The sequence below is a fragment of the Streptomyces sp. NPDC004327 genome (assembly GCF_042873935.1).
GTDB lineage: Bacteria > Actinomycetota > Actinomycetes > Streptomycetales > Streptomycetaceae > Streptomyces.
Map to the genome: position 1 here is coordinate 510,007 of NZ_JBIAME010000007.1, position 24,247 is coordinate 534,253.

Genomic DNA, 24,247 nt, shown 5'->3' on the forward strand with positions numbered 1-24,247 from the left:
CCCGGAGACCCGGGACGGCAGGGCTTCTGCCATCGCAGGGAGCATCGAACTCAGCCGACCCTCCCGGCCCATGCCGATGGGCCCACCCGACCAGATGACGATCTCGCGGTAGGCGTCACGGCGGCGGCGACACGGACGGCGTCGGCGGACGAGGCCACGTCATGAACCCGGACAGCCCAGGCGCCCTGTGCGGCCACCAGTGTCGCCACGGCTGCCGTCGCCGCGTCGCGCGCACGCGCCGGCCGGGGCGCCCCCGTGGTCGGGTCGGCGAGCAGGGTGCCCAGGAAGCGTTTGCGGGAGGCGCCCATCAGCACAGGCCGACCGAGCCGCGCGAAGGCGTCGAGCCCGCCGAGCAGCGCCCAGTCGTCGGCCCGGCTCTTGGCGAACCCGAGCCCCGGATCAAGGATGATCTGTTCCGGATCCACTCCCTGGGCACCCACGGCGTCCATCCGCCGCTCCACCTCGCCGACGACCTCGCGCACGACGTCCTCGTAGCCGGCGAATCCATCCATCGCCGCCGACGGACCGCGCCAGTGCATGACCACGAACGGCACCCCCGTCCATGCGGCCACGCCCGCCATGGAGGGATCGGCGAGGCCGCCGCTCACATCGTTGATCAGCCGGGCGCCGGCCGCCACGGCGGCCTCGGCCACCTCTGCCCGCATCGTGTCGATGCTCACCGGCACGCCGTCCGCGACCAGGCCGCGGACGACGGGGAGGACACGACGAAGCTCCTCCTGTGTCGTGACCCGTGCGGCACCAGGCCGTGTCGACTCGCCGCCGACGTCCACGAGGTCGGCGCCTCGTTCGACCAGGTCGATGCCGTGTTCAACCGCCTTCTCCGGGTCGAGCCAGAGACCTCCGTCGGAGAACGAATCCGGCGTCACGTTGACGATGCCCATGACACCACAGCGCTGCCAGTCCGGTAGGCCGGGAAGAAGGGCTTGTTTCATCGCATTCCCTTGGCTGAGCACCGGCAGGCCGGAGCGTCACGCTCCGGCCTGCCGTGTCGAGGTGACGAATCAGGATGCGGAGAGTTCGTTCCGGACCACCCGGGCCGCGGCGACGAGGTTCTCCAGGGAGGCGCGGGTCTCGGGCCAGCCGCGGGTCTTCAAGCCGCAGTCGGGGTTGCCCCAGAGCCGCTCGGCGGGAATGGCTTCGAGTCCCCTGCGGAGGAGGGTCGTGGCCTCCTCCGTGGACGGTACGCGCGGGGAGTGGATGTCCCAGACGCCGGGTCCGGCCTCGCGGGGGTAGCCGTGGGCCGCGAGTTCGCGGGCGACCTGCATGTGGGAGCGGGCGGCCTCCAGGCTGATGACGTCGGCGTCGAGGTCGTCGATGGCCTGGACGATGTCGCCGAACTCCGCGTAGCACATGTGGGTGTGGATCTGAGTGTCGGGCCGCACGCCGCTGGTGCTGAGCCGGAAGGCTTCGGTGGCCCAGGCGAGGTAGGCGGGGTGGTCGGCGGCCCGCAGCGGCAGGGTTTCGCGCAGGGCGGGCTCGTCGACCTGGATGACGGACGTGCCGGCTGCTTCGAGGTCGTTCACCTCGTCGCGCAGGGCGAGTGCGACCTGGCGGGCGGTGTCTGCGAGGGGCTGGTCGTCGCGGACGAAGGACCAGGCGAGCATGGTGACCGGCCCGGTGAGCATGCCCTTGACCGGCTTGGTGGTGAGGGACTGGGCGTACGAGGTCCAGCGCACGGTCATCGGCGCGGGGCGGGAGATGTCGCCGGCGAGGATCGGCGGGCGGACGTAGCGGGTGCCGTACGACTGGACCCAGCCGTGCTGGGTGGCGAGGTAGCCGTCCAGCTGCTCGGCGAAGTACTGGACCATGTCGTTGCGTTCGGGCTCGCCGTGGACCAGGACGTCGAGTCCGGTCTTCTCCTGGAAGGAGACGACCTCCTGGATCTCCGCCTTGATGCGGTCCTCGTAGGCGGCGGTGTCGATCCGGCCGGCCCGCAGGTCTGCGCGGGCGGTGCGCAGTTCGGTGGTCTGCGGGAAGGAGCCGATGGTGGTGGTCGGAAGGAGTGGCAGGCCGAGGTGGGCGCGCTGGGCGGCGGCCCGCTCGGAGTAGGGCTGGGAGCGGCGGGCGTCGTTGGCGGTGACCGACTCGGTACGGGCGCGGACCGCGGGGGCGCGGGTGATGGGGGAGTTGGCGCGGGAGGCGAGGGCGGCCCGGTTGGCGGCGAGTTCGCCGGTGATCGTGTCGGTGCCCTGTGCCAGGCCCTTGGCGAGCGTTGTGATCTCGGCGGTCTTCTGGCGGGCGAAGGACAGCCAGCGCAGGACCTGCGGGTCGATGTCCTTTTCGGCGACGGCGTCCAGCGGCACGTGGAGCAGGGAGCAGGAGGCGGAGACGTCGACCCGGTCGGCGAGGCCGAGCAGGGTGCCGAGGGTGGCCAGGGACTTGTGCAGGTCGTTGATCCAGATGTTGCGGCCGTCGATCACTCCCGCGACCAGGCGCTTGCCGGGCAGCCCACCGGCTGCGGCCAGGGTGTCCAGGTTGGCGGCGGCCCGGCCGGTGAAGTCCAGCGCGAGTCCTTCGACCTGTGCCTTGGCCAGGACGGGCAGGGCGTCGCCGAGCCGGTCGAAGTAGGACGCGACGAGCAGCTTGGGCCGGTCGGTGAGGCGGCCGAGGTCGCGGTAGGCGCGGGCGGCGGCGTTCAGGTCGGCCGGAGTGCGGTCCTGCACGAGCGCGGGCTCGTCGAGCTGGACCCACTCGGCGTCGGCCGCACGCAGGTCGGCGAGGACCTCCGCGTACACCGGCAGGAGACGGTCGAGCAGGGTCAGCGGGTCGAAGTCCGCGGCCACGCCGGGGGCGGGCTTGGAGAGCAGGAGGTAGGTGACGGGCCCGACGAGGACGGGACGGGGCGTCAGACCCAGGGCGAGGGCTTCCTTCAGCTCCGCGACCTGTCGGGAGGAGTCTGCCGAGAAGACGGTGTCCGGGCCCAGCTCGGGCACCAGGTAGTGGTAATTGGTGTCGAACCACTTCGTCATCTCCAGGGGAGCGACGTCCTGGGTGCCTCGGGCCATGGCGAAGTAGCCGTCCAGCGCGTCGGCGGCGACGGCGTCGCGATGCCGTGCGGGGATCGCTCCGACCATGATGGTGGTGTCGAGGACGTGGTCGTAGAGCGAGAAGTCGCCGGTCGGCACCTCGCGGATGCCGGCCTCGGCCAGCTGCCGCCAGTTCGACCTGCGCAGTTCGGCGGCGGTGGACCGGAGGGCGTCGGCGGTGACGCGGCCCTTCCAGTACCCCTCGATCGCCTTCTTGAGTTGGCGGTTCTGTCCCTGGCGGGGGTAGCCGTGGACGGTGGGTCGTGCTGCCGCGGCTGCGGACTTCGTGGTCACGGAGATCTCCTTCGCGAGATGAATCCCTGAGGTCCGGGGACCGGACGAGGACGCGAAGGGGCGACGGACCGGACGGAACGCGTGCGCGACATGGCACGGTAGTCCGTCAGGTATGTGCGCCGACCCGCCCTCGAGGTCACCGGATGTCCGCGCGCGGAATCGTCCGCGTGCGGGCAGCGGGCAGGTCTTCGGACTCGCGGGCACGTCCTCCATCAGGAGGGTTCCTACTGGCCGTCGCTTCCCAGGTCCGGTACGTCGGACCCAGTGCGTATGACGGCGGTCGTTCCCGCTCACCGCTGCGGGGCAGTCCCGGATTCCCACCGGGTTCCCTCTTACGACGCATCCCGCCTGGCGGACGGGGCGAACCAGCTGCACCCGCCACCCTAAGGGGCCGTTCCGCCGAACGCTGCGAGTTGTCCATCTTGTGGAACGTGGATCGAGACCTGTTTCGGGTGCTTGCAGGGCATGCTGGAGGGCGGGAGGCGCCTCAGCGCCTCCCGCCCTCCCCGCCGGCCACCGGACCCTCACCCGGTGAACCGCGGTGCCGCCCAGGGTCGTCGGACTGGGCTACCGGGGCTCTCCTCCCCGGTCGTATGCATGGAATCCCCTGCCGCTCTTGCGGCCGAGCAGGCCCGCTGCCACCATCCGCTGGAGCAGCGGTGGCGGGGCGTACAGGGGCTCCTTGAACTCCTCGTACAGCGACTCGGCGATCGAGGCGACGGAGTCGAGTCCGATGAGATCGGCGAGCCGCAGCGGCCCCATCGGGTGGGCGCAGCCCAGTTCCATGCCGCGGTCGACGTCGGCGGCGGAGGCGAAGCCGGACTCGGTCATCCGGATCGCCGAGAGGAGGTAGGGGACGAGCAGGGCGTTGACGATGAAGCCCGCCCGGTCGGTGGAGTGGACGACGGACTTGCCCAGAATCCGGGTGGCGAAGTCCGTCACCTCGTGCTTGGCGGCGGGGGAGGTGTGCAGGGTGGTGACGACCTCCACCAGGGGGAGGACGGGCACGGGGTTGAAGAAGTGCAGGCCCACGACGCGGTCCGCCCGGTCCGTGGCCATGCCCAGGCGCATGACGGGGAGTGAGGAGGTGTTGGTGGCGAGGATGGCCTCCGGATCGGTGACGATCTTGTCGAGCGCGGCGAACACCTCGGTCTTGGCGACGGTGTCCTCGACGACCGCCTCCACGACCAGCTGGCGGTCCTCCAGGTCGGTGAGGTCGGCGGTGACGGCGATCCGGGCGAGCGAGGCCTCTGCGGAGATCCGGTCGAGCTTGCCGCGCTGCACGGCGCGTTCGAGGGAGACGGCGATCCGCTCGCGGGCCGCCGCGGCGGCCCGGGCGCCCGTCTCGCACACGAGGACGTCGAGTTCCGCACGCGCACAGACCTCGGCGATGCCCGCCCCCATCTGTCCGCCGCCCACCACACCGACGCGCCGCATGTCGGCGGCCGTCATGCCGGGGCCTGCGAGGTCCGGACGAGGTGGCGCTCGTAAGCGGAAGGAGTGAAGAACGAGGGAAGCTCGGTGGCGAGCGCGGTCTCGTCGAACAGTCGACGCACCGCATCCAGGTCCGCCCACGGGTGCTCGGCACCGAGCGAGGCGAGTTCCTGGTCGAGGAGACGGACGACGGTGGCGCGGTCGACGACCCGGTGGCGCAGCCACTGCCAGATCTGGACACGCGCGATCTCGGCGGTGGCCGCGTCCTCCATGAGCCCGTACAGGGCCACGGCGCCCTGGCCCCGCAGCCAGGCGTCGAAGTACCGCAGCGCAACGGCGATGTTGGTCCGCACACCCTCCTCGGTCGGCGGGCCGCTGACCCGGTGTACGGAGAGCAGGTCGGCCGCCGTGGTCTCCACGTCCTCACGGGTCCGGTGGATCTGATCAGGCCGGTCGCCGAGGACGATGTCGAAGACGCTGCGGCAGATCGACACGAGGCCGGGGTGCGCGACCCAGGAGCCGTCGAAGCCGTCCTCGGCCTCCCGTTCTTTGTCGAGCCGTACCTTGGCCAGTGCGGCGGCGTTGGACTCCGGGTCCTTGCTCGGCACCTGGGCGGCCATGCCCCCGATGGCGTGGGCGCCGCGCCGGTGGCACGTGCGGACGAGGAGCTCGGTGTAGGCCCGCATGAAGGGGGCTGTCATCGTGACCCTGGCCCGGTCGGGGAGGAGGAAGTCGGTGCGGTGGCCGAACGTCTTGATCAGGCTGAACAGGTAGTCCCAGCGGCCCGCGTTGAGCCCGGAGCTGTGCTCGCGGAGCTCGTAGAGGATCTCCTCCATCTCGAACGCGGCGGTGATCGTCTCGATGAGCACGGTGGCGCGGACCGTGCCCCGCGGGATGTCCAGGAGTTCCTGTGCGAGCAGGAAGACGTCGTTCCAGAGGCGCGCCTCGTAGGCGTTCTCCAGCTTGGGCAGATAGAAGTACGGGCCGTGGCCGGCGTCGATCTGGCGCTGGGCGCAGTGGAAGAAGTACAGGCCGAAGTCGACGAGGGACGCCGGGACGGGCCTGCCCTCGTACTCCAGGTGGTGTTCCTCCAGGTGCCAGCCCCGGGGCCGGACCACGATGGTGGCGGGGGTCGGGCCGAGGCGGTACTCCTTGCCCCCGGCGGCCGTGAAGTCGATGCGTCGTTCGATCGCATCCAGCAGGGTCAGCTGCCCCTCGATCACGTTGTCCCAGGTGGGCGCGGTGGCGTCCTCGAAGTCGGCCATCCAGACGCGGGCTCCGGAGTTGAGCGCGTTCACGGCCATGCGGCGGTCGGAGGGCGGGCCGGTGATCTCGACCCGGCGATCGGCGAGTCCGGGCGCGGGCGGCGCGACGCGCCAGGACGGGTCGTCCCGAACGGCGGCGGTCGTGACGGGGAAGTCGAGCGGGGTCCCGGTGGCGAGCCTGATGGCCCGGCGCCGACGCTCCTTCAGAACCCAGAGACGGCGTTCACTGAAGGCGTCGATGAGCCGGCCGACGAAGTCGAGCGCGGCGGGGGTCAGGATCTCCTCGTGGCGTTCCCCCGCCGAGGTGAGGACACGGACGCGGCGGGTCGGTGCGCTGGTGGTCATGGAACCCTCCTGTGGTGCGGGCGGGGAGCGTGCGGGTGGTGCGGGGCCGGGCGGACGAGCCGGACCGCCCGGCCCCGCACAGGCCGGGACGGCGGCCTAGTGGAACTGCTCCTCCTCGGTGGAGCCGGTGAGCGCGGTGGTGGAGGAGGCGGGGTTGACGGCGGTGGAGACCAGGTCGAAGTAGCCGGTGCCGACCTCGCGCTGGTGCTTGACCGCGGTGAAACCCTGAGCCTGGGCGGCGAACTCGCGTTCCTGCAAGTCGACGTAGGCGGTCATGCCGTGCTCGGCGTAGCCGCGGGCCAGGTCGAACATGCCGTGGTTGAGGGAGTGGAAACCGGCCAGCGTGATGAACTGGAACTTGTAGCCCATGGCACCGAGCTCGCGCTGGAACTTGGCGATCTGGTCATCGTCCAGAGCCGCCTTCCAGTTGAACGACGGCGAGCAGTTGTACGCGAGCATCTTGTCCGGGTGCTCGCGGTGCAGCGCCTCGGCGAACTCGCGCGCCTGTGCCAGGTCGGGAGTGCCGGTCTCGACCCAGATGAGGTCGGCGTACGGGGCGTAGGCAAGACCTCGGGCGATGACGGGGCCCATCCCGTTCTGGACGTGGTAGAAGCCCTCCGAGGTCCGCTCGCCGGTGACGAACGGAGCGTCACGCTCGTCGATGTCGCTGGTGAGCAGGGTCGCGGCGAGGGCGTCCGTGCGGGCGACGATCAGGGTCGGCACGTCGGCGATGTCCGCGGCGAGACGGGCCGCGTTGAGGGTCCGGATGTGCTGGGCGGTGGGCACGAGGACCTTGCCGCCCAGGTGGCCGCACTTCTTCTCGGAGGCGAGCTGGTCCTCGTAGTGGATGCCCGCCGCGCCGGCCGCGATCATCGCCTTGGTCAGCTCGAAGGCGTTGAGCGGCCCGCCGAAGCCGGCCTCGGCGTCGGCGACGATTGGCGCCAGCCAGTCCGTGGTGTCCGTGCCGCCCTCGGCGGAGGCGATCTGGTCGGCCCGCAGCAGCGCGTTGTTGATGCGGCGGACCACCTGGGGGACGGAGTTCACCGGGTAGAGGCTCTGGTCCGGATAGGTGTGACCGGCCTGGTTGGCATCGGCGGCCACCTGCCAGCCGGAGAGGTAGATCGCCTGGAGACCGGCCCGCACCTGTTGCACGGCCTGCCCCCCCGGTGAGGGCACCCAGGGCGTGGACGTAGTCCAGCTCGTGCAGCTGTCGCCAGAGCCGTTCGGAGCCGCGCCGGGCGAGGGTGTGCTCCTCGCGGACGCGGCCGGAGAGCCGGACAACGTCCTCGGCGGAGTAGGTGCGCTCGATCCCCTTCCAGCGCGGGTCCGTCGCCCAACGCCGGGCCAGGTCCTCGGCTGCCCGCTTCGTCGACTCTGTCATGACCTTCACCGTCTCCTCGGTTGTCGCGATTGCCAATGCGGCCCGTCTCGGACAAGTCACTGGCACTGCGTGTCGTTCTAGGGGTGCGGCCCTCCGGTCCAGGAGGTGGAGGTGAGCAATCAGCCGCTCCAGTACGGACCGGAGCTCTCGGCGTCAGGGCACGAGCCGGGCTGCAGATCCGGTCTGGATCCGTCCGGTCCGGAGGGCCGCACCCAGAACTCTGGCACTGGCACCGAGTGCCATCAATCGTGGACGCATGCCAAGTTCTGTGAATCTCAGCAGCATGGATTGCCAACTTTGCCAAGCTCGAACGAGGCTCCCCGCCGCGTACATTGGCAGGCGCAGGTACGAGCGGGAGGTGACGGGTGGGGAAGGCATACGCGGGAGCACGGCTCCGTCGTCTGCGTGAGGACCGGGGGATGAAACAGGCGCAGTTCGCCAAGGAGCTGGCCATCTCGCCCAGCTACCTGAACCAGCTGGAACACGACGCCCGGCCCCTGACCGTTCCGGTGCTGCTCCGTCTGACCGAGGCGTTCGGCGTCGACCCCGGCTTCTTCTCGGAGCGCGACACGAGCCGCCTGGTCGCGGACCTCCGAGTGGCCCTGGCCGGGGAGATCGCCGCTGACCGGGTGGCCCCCTCCGACCTGGCCGACCTCGCTTCACGACTCCCACAGGTGGCCCAGGTCCTCGTCGATCTCGGTCGTCGCAACCAGCAGTTGGCGGAACGGATCACCGACGCGTCCGATCCTCGGGGCGCCGATCCCGACCTTCCCCGCTCACCCCACGAGGAGATCCGCGACTTCTTCTACAGGCGGCAGAACTACCTCCACGACACCGATCGCGCCGCGGAACGCCTGGCCGCCGACATCGGCATCAGGCCCGGGGATGTCACCCAGGCCCTGACCGCCCGGCTCGCCGAGGACCACGGCGTACGCCTGTCCTCCGAGACCGCCGAGGGCCTCCACCACTTCGAGCCCGGCACTCGCACCCTCCACCTCTCGCCGAGTCTGCGCCCCGGACAGCGCGCCTTCCGCATGGCGACCCAACTCGCCCTGCTGGAGTACGCGGACGGCCTCGACGCACAGGCGACGGAGGACTTCGAACCGGGCAGCCCCGCCCACCGACTGACCCGCATCGGCGTCGCCCACTACTTCGCGGCCGCGCTGATCCTCCCGTACACGGCCTTCCACACAGCCGCGGAGGAGGTCCGGTACGACATCGAGCGGCTCACCGACCGCTTCGGCCTCGGCTACGAGACCATCTGCCACCGCCTCAGTACCCTCCAGCGCCCCAGGTTGCGCGGAGTCCCGTTCTCCTTCGTCCGGGTCGACCGGGCGGGCAACATGTCCAAGCGTCAGTCCGCCACCGGCTTCCACTTCTCCCGTGCCGGCGGCACCTGCCCCCTGTGGAACGTGTATGAGGCGTTCGCCGCCCCAGGCCGCATCCAGGTCCAGGTGGCGGCCATGCCCGACGGGCAGCGCTACCTGTGGACAGCCCGGACCGTCACCCGGCAAGGCGCCGGTTGGGGCGCGCCCGGCAAGACCTTCGCGATCGGTCTCGGCTGCGAACTACGCCACGCGCACCGTCTCGTGTACTCCGACGGCCTGGACCTGGACAACGTCGCCGCCGCCACCCCCATCGGCATGGGCTGCCGTGTCTGCGAACGTCTCGACTGCCCGCAGCGCGCCGCACCGCCCCTCGGCCGCCCCCTGCGCATCGACCAGAACACCAGCACCTTCGTGCCCTACCCGGTCGAGGTGCCGCCGCCTGCCTGAGCGAGTCCGCGACTGACGCCCGACGCCGTCGCCGTCACTCACCCAGACCGACGAGACGGTCTGAGCCGTCGGAGGCCAGCGGAACGCTCGCTGGCCGGCCACGCCCGGGGCCGGCCACATTCTGTAGCCCGGGATGCGGCGTCGCGGATGGGCTGGCCCGGTGCCCGCGTGTGCCGTGGCGGCTCGGCATCAGGTACGGCTTGAGACCTTCCCGTACGGAGCCTCGGAGCCGATCTCGCCGCCGACCTGCACGGGCGGCCAAGCGGCACCCACCGTGTCAGGTCCGCCGGCCGCATGCCCCGAGCCGGATGGTCAGGCGCCCAGTACTTCCAGCCGCAAGCCTTGGCCGACGTACGTAGCTTGGTGGTCGCAATGAAGGAGCCGGCTTTGTCTGGTGGTGCCCCGTCGCGGCTCATTTTCGGTGACCCCTGCTGGTGAGTGCGGGAGGGCGGAGGGAAGCGCGGTCGTCATCCGGAAGGGCCCCTGCAGATCTGGAGGCTCGCGGAAGGCGTGGTGGCCGACCTCCTCGGGGAAGACATCGGCTACGACATGGCGAGCTGGGGAGAGCTCGACCTTCTGGCACCCCACCGTCGTGCGCGGTTGCCGCCCACCAGGCGGCAGACGACGTAGAGGGTGAACGAGACCGTGGTGACGTACGGGCTGATCGGGATGCTGCTGCCCAGGGCGAGCAGGATCCCGCCCTCGATCGAGACCACGGCGAAGAGCGCGCTGAGCACCGGCAGCAGGACCGGTGACGCGGTGACGCGGGCGGCTGCCGCGGCGGGGGTGACGACCAGAGACAGCACGAGCAGTGCGCCGACTGCCTGCACGGACAGGGCGATCGCGAGTCCGAGCACGAGCATGAAGGCGATCGACAGGCCGCGCACCGGCACCCCTCGGGCCTCGGCGACGTCGGGGTCCGCGCTGGCGAAGGTCAGCGGCCGCCAGATGACCGCGAGGGTGATGAGTACGACGGCGGAGGTGCCGAGCAGCCAGGTCATCTGCGGTGTGTCCACGGCGACGATCTGGCCTGTGAGGAGGCCGAACTTGTTGGCCGCGCGGCCCTTGTAGAGGGCCAGGAAGAGCACGCCCAGGCCCAGGCCGAACGGCATGATGATGCCGATCACCGAGTTGCGGTCCCGGGCTCGCGCGCCCAGGACGCCGATCGCGCCGGCGGCGAGGAGCGAGCCGGTGATCGAGCCGGCCACGATGTTCGTCCCCAGCAGGAGCGCGCCCGAGGCGCCCGCGAAGGACAGTTCGCTGATGCCGTGCACGGCGAACGGCAGGTCGCGCATGACGACGAAGACCCCGGCCAGGCCGCCCACGAGGCCCAGCGCGGCACCGGCAATGAGCGAGTTGCGGACCAGGGTCAGCAGTTCGCCGTAGTTGTCGAAGCTGAAGATCTGGTGCCAGATCCCGTCGGCGAGTGTCATGGGCGTACTCCGTCGGTCTCACGGGTCTGGCGGGGGTGATGGGCAGGCGTGGCCGGCTCGTCGGGTGCTCCCACGACCACGACCCGGCCGTGTACGCGGACGACGTCGACCTGAGTTCCGTACAAGGCGGAGAGCGATTCGGAGGTCAGGACCTGTGCGGGTGTGCCGACCCGATGGCCGCCGCCGGCCAGGTACAGCACCCGGTCCGCGAGACCGAGGACCGGGTTGATCTCGTGGGTCACGAAGACCACCGCCGTGCCGTGCGAGCGGCGCCGGGCGTCCACCAGTTCGGTGACGGCCCGCTGGTGGCGCAGGTCGAGGGAGAGCAGGGGTTCGTCGCAGAGCAGGATGCGTGGATCGGTGGCCAGGGCCTGGCCTATGCGGACGCGCTGGCGTTCGCCGCCCGACAGCAGTCCGAGCGGGACATCGGCATACGTCGACGCCCCCACGGACTCCAGGATCTCGTCCACCCGGCGGCGGACGGCGGCCGAGCGCAGTCGCGGGCCGAAGCGGTGTCCGTCGATGCCGAATCGGACGAGGTCGCGGGCGCGCAACATCGCCTGCGCGGACAGGGCGGCGTGCTGGGGGATGTAGCCGATGTCCCGACTGGCCGTGCGGGGTGGCCGGCCCAGAACCGTCAGGGTTCCGGCGGACAGCGGCTCCCGGCCGAGGAGGGCCCGGACGAAGCTGGTCTTGCCCGCGCCGTTCGGTCCGAGCACGGCCACGAACTCGCCCGGTCGCACGTCCAGGTCGAGGCCGCTCCACACCGTTCGGTCGCCGTAGGCCAGGGCGGCGCCGCGCAGGCTGATCGCCGCGGCGCCGCCGTCCGGGCGTCCGCCCTGGCGTGCGTGGGGCACGGAGGCCATGCCCGGCTGCCTCACTTGTTCAGCGCGCTCGCGAGCGCGTCGAGGTTGGAGGTCATCCAGCCGAGGTAGTCCTTGCCCTTGGGCAGGGTCTCGGTCACGGTGACGACGGGAATGCCTGCGGTCTTGGACGCCTGCTCGGCCTTCTCTGTCTGAGGGCCGGAGGTCTGCTCGTTGTAGACCAGTACCTTGACCTGCTTTCCGGTGAACAGCGCCAGCGTTTCCTGCAGGACCTTCGGGGAGACGTCGTCGCCCTCCTCGATGGCCTCGCTGAACTCCTTGGGCGTCTTGTTGACCAGACCGCTCGCCTCGATCACGTACAGCGGCACGGGCTCGGTGATGGCCACCGCGTCGCCGCCGTGGTCCTTCTTGATCTGCGCTTCCTTCGCCTCAAGGGACTTCACCTTCGCCTTGAAGGTCTCCGCGTTCTTGGTGAAGGCGGCGGCGTTCGCCGGGTCGGCCTTGCCCAGGGCGGCGGCGATGCTGTCAGCGATCTTGGCAACGGTGGGGAAGTCGTACCAGACGTGCTCGTTGAGCTCACCGCCCTGGGGGGCGGTCCTTCCGGAGACCTTGACGGCGTTGATCACCTCGGCGGACGTGTTGCCGCCGCCCTTCAGCATGCGGTCGATGAAATCGTCGTAGCCGCCGCCGTTCTCGACGACGACCTTCGCCTTGGACAGGGCCAGCTGGTTCTGGGTGTTGGCCTCGTAGGAGTGCGGGTCCTGGCTGGGATCGCTGATGACGGAGGTGACCTCGACACGGTCGCCACCGATCTGCTTCGTGATGTCGCCGTACACGTTGGTCGAGGTGACCACCGGAATCGTGGAGGCGGAGGCCGGGCTCGGAGCGTTTTTGTCGCTTCCGGAGCCCGACGGGCTGCCGCAGCCCGCCAGAAGGGCAAGAGCCAGGGGGGAGCCGGCTATCAGGGCCAGACGGCGGGACGGGTTCGGGGGCATGGGTCCTCCACTGTGGGGGTTGGTTGGGGTGCTCTGCATGAGCGGGCGTCCGGAGCGAGCCGGGCGCGATCACGCTAGATGAAAATGAATGTCAATGCCATGGCCGAATCCGATCCATGTGAAAATCGTTGCCAATTGTTGACGCGCTCGCCGGCACGGACGCCGACCGGTGGGCCGAACTCGGCCGTGGTGGCGGAGATGTGCATCAGCCGTGGTCGCGCACGCCGAGGCGCAGGTACTCGATGTGGTGGACGGCCTGGTCGAGGAGGTGGGCGACGTGGTCGTCGTACAGGCTGTAGACGATGCGGCGGCCTTCGCGGCGGCCGCTGACCAGGCCGAGGGCACGCAACAGGCGCAGCTGATGGGAGACGGCGGACTGTCCCATGCCGACGGCGGAGGCGAGTTCGCCGACCGGGTACGGGCGTTGTCGCAGAGTGGTGAGGATCAGCAGGCGCGACGGTGTGGCCAGGGCCTGGAGCGTCGCGGCGACGGAGGCGGCGGTGGCCTCGTCGAGCCGGGCGGCCGCGAGGACGTCGCGGCCGCCGGCGCCGGGATCATCGGCGTGCACGGCCGCGGCCACGGGCCTCGCGCGGTGGCCGGATGAGCTGGAGGGCCAGGGCGGCGGGCGGTTCGGCGATGCCGGGTCCGCCCTCCGCCGCCCAGCGCAGCAGGTCGTCGGTGCAGTCGTCGCCCATCGCGAAGCCCACCCAGACGGCGCGGCCCCCGGCCCTGCGCCCGGCGGTGGAGGGCTGGACGACGATGACGTTGGCCTGGTCGCAGGGACCGAGGCAGTCCGTCGTTCGGAACTGGAAGCCATGCTCCGCCGCACCCGCGCGCAGCCGGTCCAGTTGCCAGGCGTGGTCGGTGCCGGGGTGTTTGCGTGGGTTGCCGCAGCAGCAGCCCCGGCATACGACGAGGGCGCACGGGCGGGGAACGGCCGCCCGGATCACGGAGCGGTTCACAGCATGGTCCGGGACGGCAGGTCGTACGTCCGGATCCGCCCGTCCCGCCACGCGACGGCCAGCACGTGGGAGTCTGCCCAGGCGAGCGCCGCGACCGCCGCGTCCGTACCGTCCAGTTCGCGCACCGGCCGCAGGCGCGCCTGGGGCCGTCCGGCGGTGGCGTGCCACAGGGCTACGGTTCCGTCTGCGCCGCCGCTCGCGAGGTGCCCCGCCGTGCCCGGTCGCCAGGCGAGCGCGGTGACCGTCTCGTGGCAGCGCAGCGAACGCGGTGCCGTGCCCGCCGGCCCCTTCCCGGAGAAGTCCCACACCGTCACGTCGGGTGCTCCGTCGGCGGCCAGCCAGAAACCGGTGTCGTCGAAGGCGAGCCGGGAGACCTTCTCCGGATAGCCGGACATGGTCAGTTCGCCTCCGTCGCGGGCGCGCCAGATGTGGATGGACGCGTCCTGGTTGCCGCTGCAGATCCACCGCCCGGTGGGTGCGACGGCGAGCGCGAGGTGCGAACCGACGTAGGGGTAGGTGGCGACCGGCTTCTCGGTGTGGCGCTCGTGGCAGCGGACGGCCCCGTACGCCGCCACGGCCAGGCGCCGTCCCTGCCGCATCCAGGTGACGTCGGTGACGGTGGACGCGGCGGGCTCCGTACGCCACAACTCGTCGCCGTCCGTGTCCAGTACGAGCGCGAGGCGGCCGGAACCGACCGCGACCCTTGTGTCGTCGGCCCAGGCGGCCGCGGCCGACCATGCGCCGGGCTCCCGTACGGTCGTACGTCCGTCGGAGCGGCGCCACAGCGCGTATCCCAGGGGGCCGGTCGCCACCAGGTGCCCGGCGTCCGGGGCGAGCGCGACCTTGAGCGCACCTCCGGGGAGGTGGAACGATCCCCTCTCGGCGCCGCTCGCCGCGTCGAAGACCTTCACGGTTCCTTCGGCGCCCGCGACGGCGAGCAGATCGCCCTGCGCGCTGAGCGCCACGGGTGCGTCGTCGATGCCGGCCTCCCAGGCGGGCGGGGACTCCACCGTCGTGCTCACGCTGCCACTCCAGCCGTGGTCAGGCATTCGGCGAAACCGCGTTCGAGGGCTTCGCGGTCGAGGTCGCGGCCGATGAACACCAGCTTGTTCGTGCGGGGTTCGTCCTGTCCCCAGTCGCGTGCGAAGGTGCCGTCAAGCAGCATGTGCACGCCCTGGAAGACGTACTGCCTGGGCGCTCCCGCGATGGCGAGGATGCCCTTGGAGCGGAAGAGGTCGATGCCCTTGGTGCGCAGCAGGGTGCCGAGCCAGGCGTTGAGCCGGTCCTCGTCGAGTTCTCCGGCCAGCTCGATGCCGACCGAGGTGATGGTGGCGTCGTGCTGGTGCTCGGTCTCGGTGAGGAAGGCGGGGTCGTCGGCGAGCACCCGCTCCAGGTCGAACGCGCCGACGTCGAGGACCTGCCGCAGGTCGATCTCGGCGTGCCGGGCGCGCAGGATCCGCACCGGGGCGTTGATCGACCGCACGCGGGCCTCGACCTCTGCGATGGTCTTCTCGTCGACCAGGTCGGTCTTGTTGAGCACGACGCGGTCGGCGAAGGCGATCTGCTCGACGGCCTCGTTCTCCACCCCCTCCGGCTTCACCTCGTCCAGGTGCTGGAGGACGTGCGCGGCGTCGACGAGGGTGACGATCGCGTCCAGGCGCAGCTGGGAGGCGATCTCGTCGTCCATGAAGAAGGTCTGGGCGACCGGCGCCGGGTCGGCGAGTCCGGTGGTCTCGATGAGGATGTGGTCGAACTTCTCCCGCCGGCGCATCAGAGCGCCGAGGATGCGGATCAGGTCTCCGCGGACGGTGCAGCAGATGCAGCCGTTGTTCATCTCGAAGATCTCTTCCTCGGCGTCGAGGACGAGGGCGTCGTCGATGCCGACCTCACCGAACTCGTTCTCGATGACGGCGATCCTGAGGCCGTGGTTCTCGGTCAGGATGCGGTTGAGGAGGGTGGTCTTGCCGGAGCCGAGGAAGCCGGTGAGCACGGTGACGGGGATCTTCCTCCCGACTTGGTGCGGGGGCGCCCCGACATCGCGGGTTCCGGGGTTCTCCGAGGTGGTCAAGTCGGTCTCCTAGTCGTGTTGTTCAGGGGCGAGCAGGGCGGCTCGCAGGCCGGCCTCGGTGATGCGGTCGGCGGGGCGGTGCAGGGTCCAGCGGCGGGCCTCGCCCTCCATCGGCAGCACGGCGACGACCGTCTCCAGCGGCGGACAGTCCGGTTCGGTACAGCCGAGCTGACGGACCATGACGGCGGTGTCGTCGTCGAGGCCGAGCAGGGCGCGCACGGTCTCCTTCAGCTCGCGCAGTCGCGGACCGGGTTCGGGCTGCCCGGGGCGAGATCCCAGTGGCATCGTGGTTCTTCTCCTTCGTCCCGGTGCGGCCGGGGTCCGGCCGTGCGAGGCAGGCAGTCGGCGCAGACGCCGGTGAGTTCGACGATGTGCTCCACCGCGGCGAAGCCGGTGTCGGCGGCGATCCGGCCCGCCCACTCCTCGACGATGTCGGAGTCCACCGGCCGGCTGCTGCCGCAGGCGCGGCACATCAGGTAGTGGCGGTGCCCGTCGGCGGGGCGCAGCCGGTACAGCCGCCCGTTCGTCTCGTCGCGTACGACGTCGACACGGCCGTCCGTCTCCAGGTCGCGCAGTGCGCGGTAGACGGTGGTCAGGCCGATCGTCTGGTCACTCTTCAGCAGCAGGTCGTACAACTCCCGGGCCGATACGAAGTCCTGGCAGCCCGCAAGGGTGCCCGTGACCGATCGGCGCTGCCGGGTCATCCGGCCACCCATGCGCATCACCCCTCATGGCTCGTGCAGGGTCGCCACCAAACTAGATGAAAATGAAATCCATGTCCATGTAGGTCATCGCCGTGCGCTGCCCTGGGTGGGGGCGAGGGGGGTGAGCGTCGGTGAGGGGGTTGCGACCAGTAAACGAAAATGATTATCGTCCCCACATCCATGAAAGCCATGGACATGACCCATGGGGGGTCCCTTGCATACCCGTAAGCGCCTGATGACCGTCACCGGCGTTGCCGCCACCGTGCTCGCCGTGGCCGGGCTCAACAGCTCCGCGTTCGCCGCGACCACGCTGTCCACCGGTCACGTCGACGTCGTGGACGCGGACTGGGACGGCGCTGCGCTCACGCTGCACGTGCACGACGAGACGAACGCGGTCGAGTACAACCCGGCCGACGTGGTGCTCTCCGTGCCGGCCGCCGCCAAGATCGCGCGCCCGACCGGCACGCAGTACGCCTTCCTCGGCACCGGCGCCCAGGTCTGGGTCCTGCCGCAGGACCAGGCCGCGGCGACCGCCAAGAACATCCTGTGGCCCGGCATCTCCACCGAGCACCTGGCCACCGGCGTGTTCGCCAACGACACCGTGCAGTACAAGCTCGGCACGGTGACCCGCGACGGCGCCGCCACCGACGACTTCAGCGTCTACAAGGTCAACGGCTCGACCGTCGACCGCTACTACGACAGCGGCACCACCACCTCGTACAAGACCAAGACGGTCGCCGTCGGTGCCCACGACCACGCCAACTGGGCCTTCGAGGAGCCCGGCACCTACAAGGTGACCTTCACCGTCACCGGCACCGTCGGCGGCGTGACCAAGTCGGCCACCGACACGTACACCATCACCGTCACCAGCTGACCGGCGACCGGACCGCGGTGACCCGCCCGTGCCCGCCGCGCGGGCGGGTCACCGCCTTGGCAAGGAGGCAGGACCATGAGCGTCCTGACACACGGCCGGCGCGCCGTCGCGGCGACCGCCGCCACCCTGGCCGCCGCGCTGCTCGCCGCAGCCGCCGGACTGGTCGCCGCGGGCAGCGGGACCGCCCATGCCGGAAGCGGCGCCGTCGTACTGGCCCAGGGCGACATCGACTTCGTGCCGCAGCTCGCCGACGGGCGGCTGGATCTGCGGATCGCCGACCGCACCGGCAACGGAACGGTGGTGCGCGAGCCGTCTGACGTGGTGCTGCATGTCGTGCCCGAGGCGAAGGAGTCGATCCTTTCGCCCGTCAATCCGGTCCTGGGCGACGGACTGTACGGATGGTTCCTGAACGGCCGTCACGCGAAGGACGTCTTCGCCCTGACACCCGGCTGGACAGGTCTGGCCGGTGCGCGATCGGTCGAGGTCGCGCTCGACCGGACCCAGGGGGAGGGACGGTTCGCGCTCTACACCTTCACCGAAGAGATGGAGTGGTCCGACCAGGAGCCCGTCCAGCACCTCAACAGCGACGAGCCCACATACCGCTCCTTCGTGCTGCCCCAGGGGACGGAGCGGTTCGCCCCCACGTGGGGGTTCGCCGCCGAAGGAGTCCACCGGCTCACCCTCACCGTCAGCGCGACCCTGGCCGACGGGAGCAAGGTCAGCGACACCGAGACCCTCGCCGTCGCCGTGGGGTCCACGGACCCCACGCAGGTACGACCCGGTGACGGCAGCACCCCGACAGCCACACCCACACCCACCGCCACCCCCTCCTCGTCCGCCCCGACGCCGACGCCGACTGCGACGGCGCCAGCCGCGTACGTCATCGACGACGGACACATCGACCTGGCCGCGCGGCCGGGAGAGGGCGGAAAGCTCGCCTTCCAGATCAAGGACGGCACGCTCCAGAACCCGCGGTGGCACGAGCCCGACGACGTCGTCATCCACGTCAGACCCGCCGCCAAGCGCCGTCTCAGCGAGGCGTACGCCTTCCTCGGCGCCCCCGGAGACCCCGTCTGGTGGCTTCCGTCCAGCCAGCTCGCCGGACTCGTCTGGCCCGGCTGGAGCACCGAAGGCTTCCCCGCCTCCCAGGTCAGGGGCCGGATCACCTACCGGCTCGACTCGCTCCAGGGCCCCGGCACCCTCGCCGTCGTCAACGACAACTCGATGGACAGCACTGTCCTCATCAACAGCGGCGACGGGCTGCCCGACGCGTTCGAGCACACCGCCGGCAGCCACTCCCACTCCGCGTGGGCCTTCACGAAGGAAGGCGTCTACCGCACGAGGTTCACCGTCGCAGCCACCCTCACCGACGGCACGAAGACCAGCGACACGGCGACGATCGCGTGGGCGGTCGGGGCCGTCGACCCCGCGACGGTGAAGCCGGGGCAGGGCACTGAGCCCACCGCCCCTACGACCGCCCCGTCCAGCGGGACTCCGACCACCACCCCGACCACCACTCCGACCGCGTCCCAGCCGGAGCCGGATCCGTCCCCGTCTTCGTCCGCACCGACACCCCATGGCACGGACAACCCGACGGCCACAGAGACCCCGCGAACGGGCGGCGACTCCGGGAACGGCGGCCAGGTCACCGGTGGGCCGACCGGCGGCCGCCTGGCCTCCACCGGCGCCGGCGCCCTGCTGCCCGTCGGCCTGGCGATCGGCGCGGTCTGCGCCGGAGCGGTGGCCTTCGTGGCCGCACGCCGCCGTCGCTCGGACCCGTCCGACCTCGCCCCCTGACCACCGGCTCCGGGGGTCCACAGCAGTTCCCTCCCCGCCCCCGGAGCCGGTCCTCCGTACCCACCAAGGAGTTACCGTCGTGCGCACCACCGCACCACGAAGAACCGCCCTCGCACTGGCCGGTGCCCTGCTGCTGGCCGGCTGCTCCGGCCGCGGCCCCGGCGCCTCCGACGCCGCCCTGACGGTCTCGACGACCACCGGTATCATCGCCGACCTGGTGCGCCAGGTCGGCGGCGAACGCGTCGACGTCACCTCGATCGTGCCGCACCACGGCGACCCGCACTCCTACGAGCCCAGCCCGAGCGACACGGCCAGGGTGGCCCGGGCCGACGTCGTCTTCTCGAACGGGCTGCTCCTCGAAGAGCCCGGCATCATCAAGATGATCCACAACAACGCCCGCAAGGGCGCGCCGAAGGTCGAGCTCGCCGCCGAGTTGGAGCAGTTCGGCGGCCACGTCATGAAGCTGGAGGAGGACCTCGGGCTCGACGTGCTGTGGCTCGGCTGGGCCGTGGAGGGCGAGGTCGCAGGCGAGGGCGCCCATGTCCGTACCAGCGCCGTGAAGCTCACCGGCCCGGGCGACCTGCACGTCTACCTCACCGACACCCTCGGCAACCCCACCAGCTACATCGACTCGGCCGACGGCCTCGACGCCAAGGACTCCTTCACCCTGCCGCCCGAGGCACACACCCACGTCAACTGGGTCTTCACCAAGCCCGGTACGTACGAACTGACCGTACGCGGCCGGGTCGAGGCCCTGGACGGAACGACCACCGACGCCGGGCAGGGCACCGTCACCTTCACCGTCGGAGGCGCCGCGCACAACAAGGCGGCCCAGGGCCGCAGGACCCTCGACGGGGGACACGCCGACCTCACCCTCAACGCCCGGCAGAAGTCCGTCTACGTACGGACCGACGACAAGGCCACCGGCGAGCGGGTGCGCACACCCGGCACGGCCGTCGCGCTGAACGTCCCCGACCGCGCGAAGCGGAAGGTGCCCAAGGAGCAGCAGTACCGCTTCCTCGGCGCCGTCGGCCAGGACATCTGGGTCCTGCCGCAGGCCGTCATCGGCAAGCACGTCCACGGCGACCTGGACCCGCACGCCTGGGGCGACGTCTCCAACGCCGAGGCGTACGTCCGCCGCATCGAGTCCGAACTCGCCAAGGCCGACCCGGCGGGCAAGGCCGTCTACGAGCGCAACAGCGAGGCGTACCTGCGCACGCTCGCCGGCCTCCACAAGAACGTCGCCACCACCCTGGCGACCGTCCCCGCGGCCCACCGCAAGCTCATCACCACGCACGACGCCTTCGGCTACCTCGCCCAGGCATACGGGATGGAGGTCGCAGGCTTCGTCGTCCCCGTACCGAGCCAGGAGCCGAGCGCGGCCGAGGTCGAGCAGCTGCGCCGCACCATCCGGGAGAAGAAGGTCCCGGCCGTCTTCCTCGAACCCAATCTCGCCGCACGCGCCGACATCCTGCGCCGGGTGGCCCAGGACGAGGGCGTCGGTCTCTGCACGATCTACGGCGACTCCTTCGACGACAAGGTCCACGACTACGTCGGGATGATGCGCCACAACGCCGACGAACTCGCCCGCTGCCTGGGCGGAAAGGGAAGCACGACCCGATGACGAGCCTACGGAAGAAGGGGGCGGCGGGCCGGATAGCCCTGGGCTCCGCCCTCGGTACGGTCCTGCTGCTGGCCCCCACCGCGGCGGCCGCCGCGACACCCGACGAGCCCGGTACGGCCACGACGGCGGCGCCCGAAGCCCCTGCCACACCTGATGCACCGGTCACCGGTCCGTCGGTCGCCATCGACGACAGCCATCTGGTGGTCGTACCGGACGCTGTCGCGCACGCCTTCCTGGGCGAGCCCGGAGAGAAGGTGTGGGACATCGAGGAGCCCGCCGACACCGCCGGACTGACCCTCACGGGCATCGAAGGTCCCGGAGCCCTCGTCATCCACCGCTCGGGGGACGAGGCGGCCACCGAGCTGCTGGCGCACAGCGGCAGTGCCGACGGCTGGCCCGCGGACGGCTACCCGATCCCGTCTCGCCCCGCAGGCACCGCACTGTCGCACGTGGCCCGCTGGGCGTTCACTGCCCCAGGGTCGTACCTGCTCACCCTCGCCCCCACCGCGGCGGACACGGATCCGGTCCGCCGGACGACCACGCTGACGGTACGCGTCGGCGACGACGCCCTGGCCACGCCGCCTCCCTCCTCTCCGCCCACGACCGAGCCGGCGCCGCCCGTCGAGGGCGATTACGGCGTCGCCCCCGGGTGGTTCCGGACCGTCATCCCGCCCGCCGCCGGGCGCGCCCCGGCCCTGGCCGCCGCAGAGTCCGGCACGGAGTCGGTCGGCGCCATGACGACGGCGGAGACAGCCGACACGACGAAGGCCGCCGCGGAGAAGAAGGTGCTTGAGGAAGGGCACATCGACATCGCCGCACGGGTCGTCGACGGGAAACTGCAGATCCAGGTCAAGGACGGCACCGTCGCAGGGAAGACCACCTGGCGCGAGCCGTCCTCCGTGGTGCTCCACGTCAAGCCGGCCGCGAAGAAGCAGATCCCGGCCGGGAACGCCTTCTCCTTCCTGGGCCAGGCCGGCGCGCCGGTCTGGCTGCTCGACCAGGTCCAGCAGGAGGACCTGCTGTGGCCGGGGTGGTCCACCGACAACGTCGAGGCGGGCGCCCTCAAGGGCGGCGTGAAGTTCGCCCTGGCGAAGGTCGAGGGACCCGGCGGCTTCGCCCTGTACACGTACGACGGACTGTCGGGCGCGAACGTCCTGTTCAACAGCAAGGACGGCGTGCCGGACTCCATCGATGTCCCGGCCAACACGCACGCCCACGGCGGCTGGGCCTTCAGCAGCGAAGGCGTCCACCGGCTCACCGTCTCCATGACCGGGACCCTGGCGAACGGCTCGGCCTCGACCGACACGGAGACGCTCACGTTCGTGGTCGGCGACACGGCAGAGGGGGGTTCTGGAAACCCGCCGGGCGGCGGGTCCGTCAGCGGGAGCGCCGGTTCCGGGTCCGGAGGGTCTTCCTCGGGTACGGGCGACCAGCCGGACTCCAGCGGCGGCGTCGGCACGACCGCGTCCGGTGGAAGCGGCAACAGCGTGGGGGACAACAAGGACCCCTCGGGCTCCATGGCCAGTACCGGTGCCGGAGACGTGGCGCTCATGGGGATCGGTGCCGTGGCTCTCGCCGCCGCCGGTGCCGCCCTGGTCGTGTTCAACCGCCGCAGGGACCAGCGCAACGGAGCGCGGGCATGAGCGACAGCGATCCCGCCCTGCGGGCAGATGGGGTCACCGTCGCCCTCGGCGGCCGCATCGCACTCCAGGACGCTCACCTCTCCGTCGGCGCGGGCGAACTGGTCGGGCTGATCGGACCCAACGGCGCCGGCAAGACGACCCTGCTGCGCGCCGTCCTCGGCCTGACCCCACTGTCGGCCGGCCGCGTCCTGGTGGCTGGGCAGCCCGTGTCGGAGGCGCGGCGCCTGATCGGCTACGTGCCCCAGCGCCACGAGTTCGCCTGGGACTTCCCCGTCGACATCGCGGGCGCCGTCCTGTCCGGCCGTACCCGGCGCATCGGCTGGCTGCGCAGACCAGCGGCGGCGGACCACGCCGCCGTGGAGAGGGCACTGGAACTCACCGGTCTCACCGACCTGCGGCGCAGACCCATCGGCGAGTTGTCGGGCGGCCAGCGGCAGCGCGTCCTCGTGGCCCGTGCCCTGGCCGCTGAGCCGCGCATCCTGCTTCTGGACGAACCGTTCACCGGCGTCGACGTCCCCACGCAGGAGCTCCTGAACGACCTGTTCGGCCGGCTGGCCGAGGACGGAACGGCCCTGCTGATGACCACGCACGATCTGGCGGCCGCCGCCCGTACCTGTACCCGTGTCGTCCTGCTCAACCGGACGGTGGTCGCGGAGGGCGGTCCGGAGCTGCTGTCCGACCGGGACCGGATGCTCCAGGCCTTCGGGCTGGACCGGGCGGGCGCTTCGGGAGCGGCGGAGGCGGCGGCGTGATCGACTTCCTGCTCGGCCCGTGGGAACTGCCCTTCATGCAGCGCGCCTTCGCGGTCGCCGCGATCACCGGCCTCGTCTGCGGGGTCGTCGGTGTCTTCGTCGTCCTGCGGGGCATGGCCTTCATCGGCGACGCCGTGGCCCACTCCGCGTTCCCCGGCGTCGCCCTCGCCTACGCCCTGGAGGGCAACCTGCTGCTCGGCGGCGCGGCCGCCGGCATCACCACCGCCGTCCTCATCGCCTTCGTCTCCCAGAACCGGCGGCTGAAGGAGGACACCGTCATCGGGGTGTTCTTCGCGTTCGCCTTCGGCCTCGGCATCGTCCTCGTCTCCACCCGCGACAGCTGGACCACCGACCTGTCCTCCTTCCTCTTCGGCCAGGTCCTCGCCGTCGGCCCCGAGGACGTGTGGACGGTGGCGGGACTCGGCGCCGTTCTCGTCACCGTCGTCCTCCTCCTGCGCAAGGAACTTGTCGCCGTGTCCCTGGACCGCGAGACGGCCCGCGCCGCCGGCCTGCCGGTCTTCGGCCTCGACCTGCTCCTCTACATCGTGGTGACGACGACGATCGTCATGTCGCTCGAGGCGGTCGGCAACATCCTGGTGCTCGCGCTGCTCATCACCCCCGCCGCGACCGCGCGCATGCTCACCGACCGGCTCGGTGTCATGACCCTGCTGGCCTCCGGAATCGGCTGCGCCGGCACCCTGGGCGGGCTGTACGTCTCGTACGCGTACGACCTGGCGGCCGGCGGCTCCATCGTCGTCGTCCTCACCGGGCTCTTCGCCCTCACCTGGGGCCTCGCCCCCAGGCACGGCCTCCTGGCACGCGCCCGCCGCCGCGCGGCGCCCGCGGCGCTGCCTGTGCCGGAGGCGACCGGGTAGGCGGCGGACGGGAGATGAACGAACGAGAGTGGGGGGGGGGGCGGGGGGGGGGCGCCCCCCCCGCGGGGGGGGGGGGGGCCGTTGTTTAAAGTTTAGTAGGGCGGTAAAAAAACAACCCCCCCACCCCCCCCCGGGGGCACCGCGAGCCCCACACC

Annotated in this window: 20 protein-coding genes, 1 pseudogene and 1 riboswitch; of the genes and pseudogenes, 7 read left to right on the forward strand and 14 right to left on the reverse strand. The window is 71.1% G+C overall.

The genetic code is table 11. The features are described 5' to 3' along the window. Positions 1-50: 50 nt before the first annotated feature. The 5 genes and pseudogenes from folP to aceA all read right to left on the reverse strand — a co-directional run bounded on the left by folP (position 51) and on the right by aceA (position 7,766). Complete coding sequence (gene folP / locus ACFYU9_RS26000) at positions 51-902, reverse strand: dihydropteroate synthase (protein WP_389346210.1); 852 nt, start codon at positions 900-902, stop codon at positions 51-53. Positions 903-1,022: 120 nt separating this feature from the next. Beyond that, complete coding sequence (gene metE, locus ACFYU9_RS26005) at positions 1,023-3,341, reverse strand: 5-methyltetrahydropteroyltriglutamate--homocysteine S-methyltransferase (protein ID WP_389346211.1); 2,319 nt, start codon at positions 3,339-3,341, stop codon at positions 1,023-1,025. Positions 3,342-3,516: 175 nt separating this feature from the next. Continuing rightward, a riboswitch (cobalamin riboswitch) is annotated at positions 3,517-3,711 on the reverse strand. 197 nt (positions 3,712-3,908) lie between these two features. Further along, positions 3,909-4,793 carry a 3-hydroxybutyryl-CoA dehydrogenase gene (locus ACFYU9_RS26010; RefSeq protein WP_389346212.1) on the reverse strand — a complete coding sequence of 295 codons (885 nt, stop codon included), beginning with the start codon at positions 4,791-4,793 and terminating at the stop codon, positions 3,909-3,911. Continuing rightward, positions 4,790-6,385: a malate synthase A gene (gene aceB, locus ACFYU9_RS26015; RefSeq protein ID WP_389346213.1), complete on the reverse strand. Its 1,596-nt coding sequence runs from the start codon at positions 6,383-6,385 to the stop codon at positions 4,790-4,792. Before aceB ends, ACFYU9_RS26010 begins: the two co-directional genes overlap by 4 nt. 96 nt (positions 6,386-6,481) lie before the next feature. Continuing rightward, positions 6,482-7,766, reverse strand: a pseudogene (aceA, locus tag ACFYU9_RS26020) (isocitrate lyase). 365 nt (positions 7,767-8,131) lie between these two features. Between aceA and ACFYU9_RS26025 the strand changes: the two are divergent. Further along, positions 8,132-9,541: a short-chain fatty acyl-CoA regulator family protein gene (locus tag ACFYU9_RS26025; RefSeq protein WP_389346214.1), complete on the forward strand. Its 1,410-nt coding sequence runs from the start codon at positions 8,132-8,134 to the stop codon at positions 9,539-9,541. A gap of 542 nt (positions 9,542-10,083) precedes the next feature. On the opposite strand, the gene ACFYU9_RS26030 is transcribed toward ACFYU9_RS26025, so the two are convergent. The 9 genes from ACFYU9_RS26030 to ACFYU9_RS26070 form a co-directional block, all read right to left on the reverse strand. Continuing rightward, complete coding sequence (locus ACFYU9_RS26030; RefSeq protein ID WP_389346215.1) at positions 10,084-10,974, reverse strand: metal ABC transporter permease; 891 nt, start codon at positions 10,972-10,974, stop codon at positions 10,084-10,086. Beyond that, positions 10,971-11,840: a metal ABC transporter ATP-binding protein gene (locus ACFYU9_RS26035; RefSeq protein WP_389346216.1), complete on the reverse strand. Its 870-nt coding sequence runs from the start codon at positions 11,838-11,840 to the stop codon at positions 10,971-10,973. Before ACFYU9_RS26035 ends, ACFYU9_RS26030 begins: the two co-directional genes overlap by 4 nt. An 11-nt stretch (positions 11,841-11,851) precedes the next feature. Continuing rightward, the gene (locus ACFYU9_RS26040) at positions 11,852-12,793 is read right to left on the reverse strand and encodes a metal ABC transporter solute-binding protein, Zn/Mn family (RefSeq protein WP_389346217.1); all 942 of its coding nucleotides are present in this window, start codon (positions 12,791-12,793) and stop codon (positions 11,852-11,854) included. A 205-nt stretch (positions 12,794-12,998) separates the two neighbouring features. After that, the gene (locus ACFYU9_RS26045; RefSeq protein ID WP_389346218.1) at positions 12,999-13,361 is read right to left on the reverse strand and encodes an ArsR/SmtB family transcription factor; all 363 of its coding nucleotides are present in this window, start codon (positions 13,359-13,361) and stop codon (positions 12,999-13,001) included. Continuing rightward, a complete protein-coding gene (locus ACFYU9_RS26050; RefSeq protein WP_389346219.1) occupies positions 13,348-13,755 on the reverse strand; it encodes a (2Fe-2S) ferredoxin domain-containing protein in 408 nt (135 codons plus the stop codon). Before ACFYU9_RS26050 ends, ACFYU9_RS26045 begins: the two co-directional genes overlap by 14 nt. Beyond that, positions 13,752-14,777, reverse strand: a complete 1,026-nt coding sequence (locus tag ACFYU9_RS26055; protein ID WP_389346220.1) for a WD40 repeat domain-containing protein — start codon at positions 14,775-14,777, stop codon at positions 13,752-13,754. The genes ACFYU9_RS26050 and ACFYU9_RS26055 overlap by 4 nt, the downstream gene beginning before the upstream one ends. Next, positions 14,774-15,823 carry a CobW family GTP-binding protein gene (locus tag ACFYU9_RS26060; RefSeq protein WP_389346221.1) on the reverse strand — a complete coding sequence of 350 codons (1,050 nt, stop codon included), beginning with the start codon at positions 15,821-15,823 and terminating at the stop codon, positions 14,774-14,776. Before ACFYU9_RS26060 ends, ACFYU9_RS26055 begins: the two co-directional genes overlap by 4 nt. Before the next feature lie 9 nt (positions 15,824-15,832). Then, on the reverse strand, positions 15,833-16,108 hold the full coding sequence (locus tag ACFYU9_RS26065) for a hypothetical protein (RefSeq protein WP_389346222.1): 276 nt from the start codon (positions 16,106-16,108) through the stop codon (positions 15,833-15,835). Beyond that, positions 16,051-16,539 (reverse strand): Fur family transcriptional regulator, encoded by a 489-nt coding sequence (locus ACFYU9_RS26070; RefSeq protein ID WP_389346223.1) that lies wholly within the window; start codon positions 16,537-16,539, stop codon positions 16,051-16,053. The genes ACFYU9_RS26065 and ACFYU9_RS26070 overlap by 58 nt, the downstream gene beginning before the upstream one ends. A gap of 202 nt (positions 16,540-16,741) precedes the next feature. On the opposite strand from ACFYU9_RS26070, the gene ACFYU9_RS26075 reads away from it, so the two are divergent. The 6 genes from ACFYU9_RS26075 (at position 16,742) to ACFYU9_RS26100 (ending at position 24,092) form a co-directional block, all read left to right on the forward strand. After that, a complete protein-coding gene (locus ACFYU9_RS26075) occupies positions 16,742-17,401 on the forward strand; it encodes a choice-of-anchor M domain-containing protein (protein WP_389346224.1) in 660 nt (219 codons plus the stop codon). A 75-nt stretch (positions 17,402-17,476) separates the two neighbouring features. Further along, positions 17,477-19,198 (forward strand): choice-of-anchor M domain-containing protein, encoded by a 1,722-nt coding sequence (locus tag ACFYU9_RS26080; RefSeq protein WP_389346225.1) that lies wholly within the window; start codon positions 17,477-17,479, stop codon positions 19,196-19,198. A gap of 79 nt (positions 19,199-19,277) precedes the next feature. After that, positions 19,278-20,822, forward strand: coding sequence for an anchored repeat ABC transporter, substrate-binding protein (locus tag ACFYU9_RS26085; protein ID WP_389346226.1), 1,545 nt, complete (start codon positions 19,278-19,280; stop codon positions 20,820-20,822). Further along, on the forward strand, positions 20,819-22,465 hold the full coding sequence (locus tag ACFYU9_RS26090) for a TIGR03773 family transporter-associated surface protein (RefSeq protein WP_389346227.1): 1,647 nt from the start codon (positions 20,819-20,821) through the stop codon (positions 22,463-22,465). Before ACFYU9_RS26085 ends, ACFYU9_RS26090 begins: the two co-directional genes overlap by 4 nt. Then, the gene (locus ACFYU9_RS26095) at positions 22,462-23,217 is read left to right on the forward strand and encodes an anchored repeat-type ABC transporter ATP-binding subunit (RefSeq protein WP_389346228.1); all 756 of its coding nucleotides are present in this window, start codon (positions 22,462-22,464) and stop codon (positions 23,215-23,217) included. The genes ACFYU9_RS26090 and ACFYU9_RS26095 overlap by 4 nt, the downstream gene beginning before the upstream one ends. Beyond that, positions 23,214-24,092, forward strand: a complete 879-nt coding sequence (locus ACFYU9_RS26100; protein WP_389346229.1) for an anchored repeat-type ABC transporter permease subunit — start codon at positions 23,214-23,216, stop codon at positions 24,090-24,092. Before ACFYU9_RS26095 ends, ACFYU9_RS26100 begins: the two co-directional genes overlap by 4 nt. Positions 24,093-24,247 lie beyond the last annotated feature (155 nt).

Excerpts from the sequence above, each read along its gene's own strand:
- ACFYU9_RS26030 (WP_389346215.1), bottom strand. The coding sequence starts at position 10,974 with ATGACACTCGCCGACGGGATCTGGCACCAGATCTTCAGCTTCGACAAC.
- ACFYU9_RS26090 (WP_389346227.1), top strand. The coding sequence starts at position 20,819 with ATGACGAGCCTACGGAAGAAGGGGGCGGCGGGCCGGATAGCCCTGGGC.
- aceB (WP_389346213.1), bottom strand. The coding sequence starts at position 6,385 with ATGACCACCAGCGCACCGACCCGCCGCGTCCGTGTCCTCACCTCGGCG.
- ACFYU9_RS26040 (WP_389346217.1), bottom strand. The coding sequence starts at position 12,793 with ATGCCCCCGAACCCGTCCCGCCGTCTGGCCCTGATAGCCGGCTCCCCC.
- folP (WP_389346210.1), bottom strand. The coding sequence starts at position 902 with ATGGGCATCGTCAACGTGACGCCGGATTCGTTCTCCGACGGAGGTCTC.
- ACFYU9_RS26095 (WP_389346228.1), top strand. The coding sequence starts at position 22,462 with ATGAGCGACAGCGATCCCGCCCTGCGGGCAGATGGGGTCACCGTCGCC.
- ACFYU9_RS26035 (WP_389346216.1), bottom strand. The coding sequence starts at position 11,840 with ATGGCCTCCGTGCCCCACGCACGCCAGGGCGGACGCCCGGACGGCGGC.
- ACFYU9_RS26065 (WP_389346222.1), bottom strand. The coding sequence starts at position 16,108 with ATGCCACTGGGATCTCGCCCCGGGCAGCCCGAACCCGGTCCGCGACTG.
- ACFYU9_RS26080 (WP_389346225.1), top strand. The coding sequence starts at position 17,477 with ATGAGCGTCCTGACACACGGCCGGCGCGCCGTCGCGGCGACCGCCGCC.
- ACFYU9_RS26070 (WP_389346223.1), bottom strand. The coding sequence starts at position 16,539 with ATGGGTGGCCGGATGACCCGGCAGCGCCGATCGGTCACGGGCACCCTT.
- ACFYU9_RS26010 (WP_389346212.1), bottom strand. The coding sequence starts at position 4,793 with ATGACGGCCGCCGACATGCGGCGCGTCGGTGTGGTGGGCGGCGGACAG.